Source organism: Methanobrevibacter sp. (assembly GCF_045220775.1).
Lineage (GTDB): Archaea > Methanobacteriota > Methanobacteria > Methanobacteriales > Methanobacteriaceae > Methanocatella.
The window spans coordinates 1-7,947 of record NZ_JBGUWC010000020.1 but is presented as its reverse complement, the minus strand read 5'-3'; the positions used below and the strand labels follow the sequence as shown (position 1 = coordinate 7,947).

Here is a 7,947-nt window from a genome sequence, read left to right as displayed (position 1 = left end):
AAATGACCTTATTAAAAGAGTTATCGGGGTAGAGATGGTTAAATGATTATTGAAGGAAATATTATTAAGATTGCTGGGCCTGTTATTGTCGCAGATGGAATGAGAGGGGCTCAGATGCTTGAGATGGTTAGGGTAGGTGAAGAGAAGCTTATCGGGGAAATCATTGAGCTTGAAGGTGACACCGCAACTATCCAAGTATATGAAGAAACAGCCGGTATTCAACCGGGTGAAGTAGTTGAATGTACTGGTGGTCCATTGTCAGTAGAACTCGGTCCAGGTGTAATGAGTTCTATTTTCGACGGTATTCAAAGACCTTTAAGAATCATCAGAGAAGAATCTGGTGATTTTATTGCAAGAGGTATTGATGTAGATTCTGTAAACAAAGAGAAAAAATGGACTTTCAAACCTGTGGCTAAAGTTGGAGATGTTTTAAAAGGTGGAGACGTTCTTGGTGAAGTTCAAGAAACTACTGCAGTTTTACACAAAATTATGGTACCTCCAACACTTGAAGGTGAAGTAACCGAAATTGCTACTGAAGGTGAATACACTGTATTGGAAGACATTGCTACTGTAGGTGGCGAAAAAGTTCAAATGCTCCAAAAATGGCCTGTTAAAAGAAGTCGTCCATACATTGAAAAATTAGATCCAGATATACCTTTAGTAACTGGTCAAAGAGCACAAGACACTTTCTTCTCCGTAGCTAAAGGAGGAGCAGCAGCTATTCCAGGTCCTTTCGGATCAGGTAAAACTGTTACACAACAACAATTAGCTAAATGGGCTGACGCAGATATCGTTGTATATATTGGATGTGGAGAACGTGGTAACGAAATGACTGAAGTACTTACTGAATTCCCATTCCTCGACGACCCTAAAACCGGTAATCCATTGATGGACAGAACTGTTCTTATTGCAAACACTTCCAACATGCCGGTAGCAGCTCGTGAAGCATGTGTATATACTGGTATTACTATTGCTGAATACTACCGTGACCAAGGTTACGATGTAGCACTCATGGCAGATTCAACCTCAAGATGGGCTGAAGCTATGAGGGAGATTTCTGGAAGATTAGAAGAAATGCCTGGGGAAGAAGGTTACCCAGCATACTTAGCATCCAGATTAGCACAATTCTACGAAAGAGCAGGAAGGGTAAAAACTATTGGTACTGAACCAAATGTTGCATCCATTTCTGTAGTTGGTGCTGTATCACCTCCTGGTGGGGACTTATCTGAACCTGTTACTCAAAACACATTACGTATCTGTAAAGTGTTCTGGGCGTTAGATGCATCTCTTGCAGATAAACGTCACTTCCCTTCAATTGACTGGTTACAAAGTTATTCTTTATATGTAGACAGTATTGAAGGTTGGTGGGCTGAAAATGTAGCAGCAGACTGGAGAGCAACTCGTGACCAAGCTATGGGATTATTACAAAAAGAATCAGAGTTACAAGAAATTGTACAATTAGTTGGTCCTGATGCATTACCTGAAACTGACCAAGCTACTTTGGAAACTACTCGTATGTTAAGAGAAGATTTCTTACAACAAAACGCATTTGATGATGTAGATACATACTGTGCTCCTGATAAACAGTACAAAATGTTAAAAACCATTTTATTATTCTACAAAGAATCTCTTGCAGCAGTTAACAGAGGAGCTCCAATTGCTAACATTGTAGCATTACCTGTTAAAGAAGAAATCGGTAAAATGAAATACATCCCACAAGATGTATTTGATGAAAAAATTGCAGAAATTCAAGCAGCAATTACTCAACAATGCAGTGAGGCTTAAAAATGAATACAAATATTAAAACTAGAGAATATACTACTGTATCTGAAGTCTCAGGTCCTTTAATGATTGTTGAAGGAGTAGAAGGCGTTGGTTACAATGAAATTGTAGATATCGAAACACCTACTGGTGAAAAAAGAAGTGGACAAGTTCTTGAAGTAACTAAAGATGTTGCTGTTATTCAAGTATTCGAAGGAACAAATGATTTAAACACTAAAGATACAAAAACAAGATTCACTGGTCAAACCGCAAAAATCGGTGTATCCAGAGACATGATGGGACGTATCTTTAACGGTATCGGTAAACCTATCGACGGCGGACCAGAAATTATTCCAGATGAAGAATTGGATATTAACGGGGCTCCTATGAACCCTGCTTCTCGTGAATTCCCTGAAGAATTTATTCAAACTGGTATCTCTACCATAGACGGAATGAACACATTAGTAAGGGGACAAAAACTTCCTATTTTCTCAGGATCTGGTTTACCTCACAACGATTTAGCTGTACAAATTGCAAGACAAGCTAAAGTATTAGGTGCTGAAGACGAGTTCGCAGTAATTTTCGCAGCAATGGGTATTACAAACGAAGAAGCAAACTTCTTTATGAGAGACTTCGAACGTACTGGAGCTTTAGAAAAATTAACAGTATTCATGAACTTAGCAGACGACCCTGCTATTGAAAGGATCCTTACTCCTAAAATGGCATTAACAACTGCTGAATACATGGCATTCGAACTTGGTATGCACGTATTGGTTATTCTTACTGACTTATCCAACTACTGTGAAGCATTAAGGGAAATTTCCGCAGCTAGGGACGAAGTACCTGGTCGTAGAGGTTACCCTGGTTACATGTACACTGACTTAGCTGGTATTTACGAACGTGCAGGACGTATTGCAGGTAAAGAAGGTTCTATTACTCAGATGCCTATCTTAGTTATGCCTCAAGACGATATTACTCACCCAATTCCTGACTTAACCGGTTATATTACCGAAGGACAAATCGTATTAAGTAGGGAAATCTCAAGGAAAGGTATTTACCCTCCTGTAGACGTACTTCCTTCACTTTCTCGTTTGATGAGTGGTGGTATTGGTGGAGACAAAACTAGGGATGACCACAGTGGTGTATCTGACCAACTCTATTCTGCATATGCAGAAGGTCGTGAATTAAGAGACTTAGTTGCGGTTGTAGGGGAAGAAGCACTTACTGAAAGGGATCAAAAATTCTTAGAATTTGCACAAGCATTTGAAGACCAATTCATTACCCAAAGTAAAGATGAAGACAGAACTATCTTCGAAACTTTGGATCTTGGTTGGAAATTACTCAAAATCTTACCTAAAGCTGAACTCAAAAGGGTTAAAGAAGAATTTATTGAACAATACCTTCCAAAAGATGACTAATCTCATTACAGTAATGTAGGTGATTAAATGGCACAAGATATTATAGATGGAATTAATCCAACTCGTATGGAATTATTATCTCTTAAAAATAGGACTAAACTTGCTGTTAAAGGGCATGGTTTACTCAAAGAGAAAAGGGATGCTTTAATTAAAGAGTTTTTTGATATCTTGGATCGTGTCAAAGGTATTCGTGAAAATGCAGAATTGAGTCTACAAGAAGCAAATGATGCTTTACTTGAAGCACAAATTGCTATGGGTGATTTGGCTGTTAGAAAAGCAGCATTATCCGTTAAGGAATCTATTGATGTAGAGATTTCATCAAGAAGTGTTATGGGTGTTGCTGTACCGGTAACTAATGTTAAAATGGAAGAAAGGTCCATTATTGACAGGGGTTACGGTTTTTCTGACACTACAATACAATTAGACGAAGCTGCAAAGAAATTCGAGGAATCTCTTAAGTATTTAATTGAACTTGGTGAAGTAGAAAAAACTATTTTCTTACTCGCTGAAGAAATTGAAGCTACTAAACGTAGAGTAAATGCTTTAGAACACATTATGATTCCAAGATTCCAAAATACTGAAAAGTATATTGATATGAGACTCCAAGAAATGGAAAGAGAAAACTTCGTAAGATTGAAAATGATTAGATCAACTATGGAGAAAAATGAAAAAGCAGCTGCTGCAGCTGAAGCGGCTAAAAATGCAGAAGCTTAAATTTTTCTCTTTACTTCTCATTTTCTCTTATTTTTATTTATTTTTTTAATTAAAGGTTAATTATAATTTTATTTTTAAAAAAAGTTAATATTATTGAGTTACTGTAAGAAAATTTTTTTCTAGAAAATTACAGAAAAGGATGTTAAAATGAAAAGAAATCCAATTGACCAATTTATGAAAGACCCTGATAATAAAGCGAAAGTATTTATCTGGATGACTCGTGCAATGATTGTAACTACTTTTATGATTACATTAGGTGTAATATTATTCATTTGCCATCTAGTTGGCCTTTTCTAGCAACTTCATTTACAATTTGGCTAGATAATTCCACTTTTCTACATAATTTTTTAAAATCTTTATCTTTATCGATTATTGTTAGTAATGGTTCTCCTTTTTCTGTTATGGATCCTATATGAGGCAAGTCATAGATGTTGTCCAAATCTATTTTTTCATATTTCATTCTTGTTGGTGAATAAATTATTTTTTTATATGAATAATATTGAGGTTTTGGAATTTCTATCATTTCACCCTTACAGGCATTAATGTGTGCCTCAAGCATATTTATTCCTAAAGATTTTTCAACACATTCAAATGTTCCTTGAAGTCTTGGGTTAATCTCAATGACATACAGTCCATTTTCATTTAGGATATAATCCACGCCATTCGATCCAACAAGATTGAATTTTCTTGCCAGCCCTTCGGCTGTAGATTTCATCTCGCCAAGTATTGCATCAATATCCTTAACGTTTGCCATTATTGATTCCCGGGTTAACGGGAGAATATTTCCGACATAGACAAAACTATTATTTTTTTCAAAATCATTTTCATTAAGCAATCTGGAATTGATTATTGTTTTTGCATCACTTTTTGTTGCCAGAACCGATGAACTTAAGTTGATTCCATTTACATATTCCTGCAAGATAAATTTCTTTTCACTAAATTCAATATGGCAGTCATTATCAAGGAGTTTTACACCATACCCCCCACTTCCTTGCATAGGTTTTAAAATAAATTGAACGTCTTCATAATTATTGCATATTTCAGAAGCTTCATCTACATCATTTAGTATAAAAGTCTTAGGAGTTAAAAATTCATTTTCGATTTCCTTGTAAAATTTAAATTTATTTTCAACTTTTTCAACATCTGTATTTCCCAATATTTTCTTTTGATCATTTTTTGAAAAGTCGCTTGGGGAAATGCCTGAAATGGGTATGATGTAGTCAACTTCATCAATGTAATCTCTTGAAATGTCTAAGATATCTTGCGCATTAAATTCATCTTCAAAAATTCCACAACTTTCACCGTCGCTTTCTTTTAGGATAATTTGTTGATTTTTGATGGTTGGTGTATCCGATGTAGAAAAATAGCTGGTAGAATAAATATCATAATTTAGTTTTAATGCACTGTTAAGCATACTTCTTGTATCAATTCCAATAAGCAATAGCTTTTCCATAAAATATCAGTAAAAATAGTTAATTAAAATAGTCCCGAGCGGAGTCGAACCGCCGTCTCCGGGTCCAAAGCCTAGAAGGATTACCACTACCCCACGGGACTATATGTGTTGCATTGTATACAACATTAAATATATATTTATAATGTAGTATTTATATCTATCGGTTATTTGACAAATTTTGATAAAATAAGCATTTTTCGTGCCATAAACAATTAAAACAGATTTTAGACACGCTTTCTTTTGTATTAAAAATAGCATCAATTTTTTCAAATAATTCCTTGGAATCATATTCTTTTGTGGTGTCTAAATTTTTTAGCACTTCATTGTCCATTTCCACAATCCTTTCATTTTGAGTATTGTTCTCACAAAGATAGTTTTTTAGATGTGGACAAGCCTTGCAGATATCATCCGGTGAAGATGCAAGTGTAATTTTAGTTTCGGGCAATTTTCTTTTAAAGTTAATGTCTTTCATATTCTCTACAAAATCATCATCATAGCCATAGCCCTGAAAGCCTTTGAGACACAATAAGTGATGTCCTCTTAAAATGAGTTTCATATCAATCAAAATAAAAAAAGAAAAAGGTTTAAAACCTTTTTTTAGTCTTTTGGTAAAAATACTTTAGATACGCTTGCGGCACCTAATATCTTTACAATATCTCCTGCAATAAATGGAATAAGACCCATCATTAAAAGATCAACGATTCCTAATGTTGTACCAGTAGTTAAACTAGACCATAATGCAAGACCAGCTAATCCTGGAATATAAATTAAAGCAAAGTTTGCAATTCCAATGACCATAGCCATTTTTGTAAAGTTACGTGCTTTAGCATATTTTTCGGTAATTGCACCAATAAAGTAAGCTGCAATAACAAATCCAATAAAGAATCCGCAAGTTGATCCTAAAAATATTTCAAGTCCGCCGGTCATTCCACCAAACCATGGAATAAATGCGACACCTAAAACTATATAGATGATTTGACTTAGGCATCCATATTTTTTACCTAAGAATAAACCAGAACATAGTACTGCGAATGTTTGAGCAGTTATAGGAACTGGAGTCCATGGGAGTGGGATAATGATTTGCGCCATTATACCAGTAATGCATGCCATAATGAATGACATGAGAATCTTGGTTGCAGTACTAGCATCTTGTATTCTTTCAAAAACATTTTTTCTAGTGCTGTAATAATTATCCATATTTATATTCATTTTTTACCTCCAATTTCCGAATCCTACTTAATATATGTTGATAATATTATTTATTATTTTAGGATTTTTTTTTAAATAGTAAATAAAAATAAGAATGAGAATTGAATAATTCTCATGTTAATTAATTTTAGTCTATAGTTATTATTTTCACGTCATGTGGTTTTTTAACTATATTTACGGATTTGAATGCGACTAATTTTTTGATTCCTTTTTCGGATGCCACATCAACAAGTCTTTGAGAAATAACGCCGTCAAAAATAACGCTGTCAGCGGTTCCATCTATGTTTTTAATTTCTTCGTAGATGTTTTCCACTTCAACTTCTTTAGTCATATTCAATGCTTCATCTAAAATTGCTCCGCTGCCGGTGCCTTCAAATTCTTTGAGCATATCTTTCATTAAGCTTACTTCATCATCTTCGATAACCGGTTCTTGAACAACTTCTTCACGGCGGTTGTATTTTTGTCTTTTATTGTTTCTGCCGTTGTTTCTGTTGTGCTCTTTTCTATTGTTGTTATCGTTGAGAATGTTGCTTGTGGCTAAGAATTGTGCGGTAGGAACTTTATCCCTAAGAGCAACCAACACTTCTTCTTTTTCTAAGTCTTCAACTTCTTTTCCTTTAGGTGCACGTGTAATGTAGTCCACATCACCGATTTGCAAGAGTTCTTTTAGGATGAGTTCTCCACCTCTGTCTCCGTCAACGAATGCAGTTGTAGTTCTTTTTTTACTTAACTCTCCGATTGAACGTGGCACGCTTACGCCTTCGACTGCTACGGTATTTTTAATGCCGTATTTAAGTAAGTTTAAAACGTCACTACGTCCTTCCACTACAATAATCGCATCTGATGTGTGGATGCTAGGACCTGCTGGTAAGCGATCTTCACCATATTCGGAGATTTCATGAACACGCATTGCTTCCCTTACTTCTTCAATCATTCTCATGCTAGTTGGACCAACGCTTTCAACCATTTTCTTGTAGATTTCTTTAGCACGGTTAACAACTTGCTCTCTTTTAACGGCCCTTACGTCTTCAACTTTTGTAGTTTGAATTTCAGCTTCACAAGGACCTACACGATTAATTGTTTCAAGAGATGCTGCGAGTATGGCGGTTTCAACCCTATCCAAACTGGAAGGAATTACGATTTCACCTTTTGCTCTTCCACTGTTGGAGTGGATGTTAACTTGGATTCTTCCTATTCTTCCAGTTCTTTGTAGTTCTCTTAAATCTAAATCATCACTGAGTAAACCTTCAGTTTGCCCAAATACTGCACCAACAACATCTGGTTTTTCTACAATACCGTTAGCGTTAATTTGGGCATGAATTAAATATTTTGTTGTAGTTAATTCTTCACCTTTTCCCATTTTTAAGCCTCCTAAGCTTATTAATCGGGATA

The 7,947-nt window shown here is 35.3% G+C and carries 8 protein-coding genes and 1 tRNA gene; 4 read left to right on the top strand and 5 right to left on the bottom strand.

From position 1 onward, the window contains the following. Positions 1–42: 42 nt before the first annotated feature. The 4 genes from ACJROP_RS00960 (at position 43) to ACJROP_RS00945 (ending at position 4,190) form a co-directional block, all read left to right on the top strand. Entirely contained in the window at positions 43–1,785 is a 1,743-nt protein-coding gene (locus tag ACJROP_RS00960; RefSeq protein WP_406533644.1) for an ATP synthase subunit A, read from the top strand. A 2-nt stretch (positions 1,786–1,787) separates the two neighbouring features. Further along, positions 1,788–3,179, top strand: coding sequence for a V-type ATP synthase subunit B (locus ACJROP_RS00955; protein ID WP_406533643.1), 1,392 nt, complete (start codon positions 1,788–1,790; stop codon positions 3,177–3,179). Between the two features lie 27 nt (positions 3,180–3,206). After that, the gene (locus ACJROP_RS00950) at positions 3,207–3,893 is read left to right on the top strand and encodes a V-type ATP synthase subunit D (RefSeq protein ID WP_406533642.1); all 687 of its coding nucleotides are present in this window, start codon (positions 3,207–3,209) and stop codon (positions 3,891–3,893) included. Between the two features lie 147 nt (positions 3,894–4,040). Continuing rightward, the gene (locus tag ACJROP_RS00945; RefSeq protein WP_406533641.1) at positions 4,041–4,190 is read left to right on the top strand and encodes a hypothetical protein; all 150 of its coding nucleotides are present in this window, start codon (positions 4,041–4,043) and stop codon (positions 4,188–4,190) included. Here the strand turns inward: ACJROP_RS00945 and ACJROP_RS00940 are convergent. The 5 genes from ACJROP_RS00940 to dnaG all read right to left on the bottom strand — a co-directional run bounded on the left by ACJROP_RS00940 (position 4,162) and on the right by dnaG (position 7,915). Then, positions 4,162–5,346 carry an ATP-grasp domain-containing protein gene (locus tag ACJROP_RS00940; RefSeq protein WP_406533640.1) on the bottom strand — a complete coding sequence of 395 codons (1,185 nt, stop codon included), beginning with the start codon at positions 5,344–5,346 and terminating at the stop codon, positions 4,162–4,164. The genes ACJROP_RS00945 and ACJROP_RS00940 overlap by 29 nt on opposite strands. Before the next feature lie 29 nt (positions 5,347–5,375). Beyond that, positions 5,376–5,447, bottom strand: a tRNA-Gln gene (locus ACJROP_RS00935). Positions 5,448–5,503: 56 nt separating this feature from the next. After that, entirely contained in the window at positions 5,504–5,902 is a 399-nt protein-coding gene (locus ACJROP_RS00930) for a DUF1284 domain-containing protein (protein ID WP_406533639.1), read from the bottom strand. Positions 5,903–5,943: 41 nt separating this feature from the next. After that, a complete protein-coding gene (locus ACJROP_RS00925; RefSeq protein WP_406533645.1) occupies positions 5,944–6,549 on the bottom strand; it encodes a biotin transporter BioY in 606 nt (201 codons plus the stop codon). 133 nt (positions 6,550–6,682) lie between these two features. Next, positions 6,683–7,915, bottom strand: a complete 1,233-nt coding sequence (gene dnaG / locus ACJROP_RS00920) for a DNA primase DnaG (protein WP_406533638.1) — start codon at positions 7,913–7,915, stop codon at positions 6,683–6,685. Between the last annotated feature and the right edge of the window lie 32 nt (positions 7,916–7,947).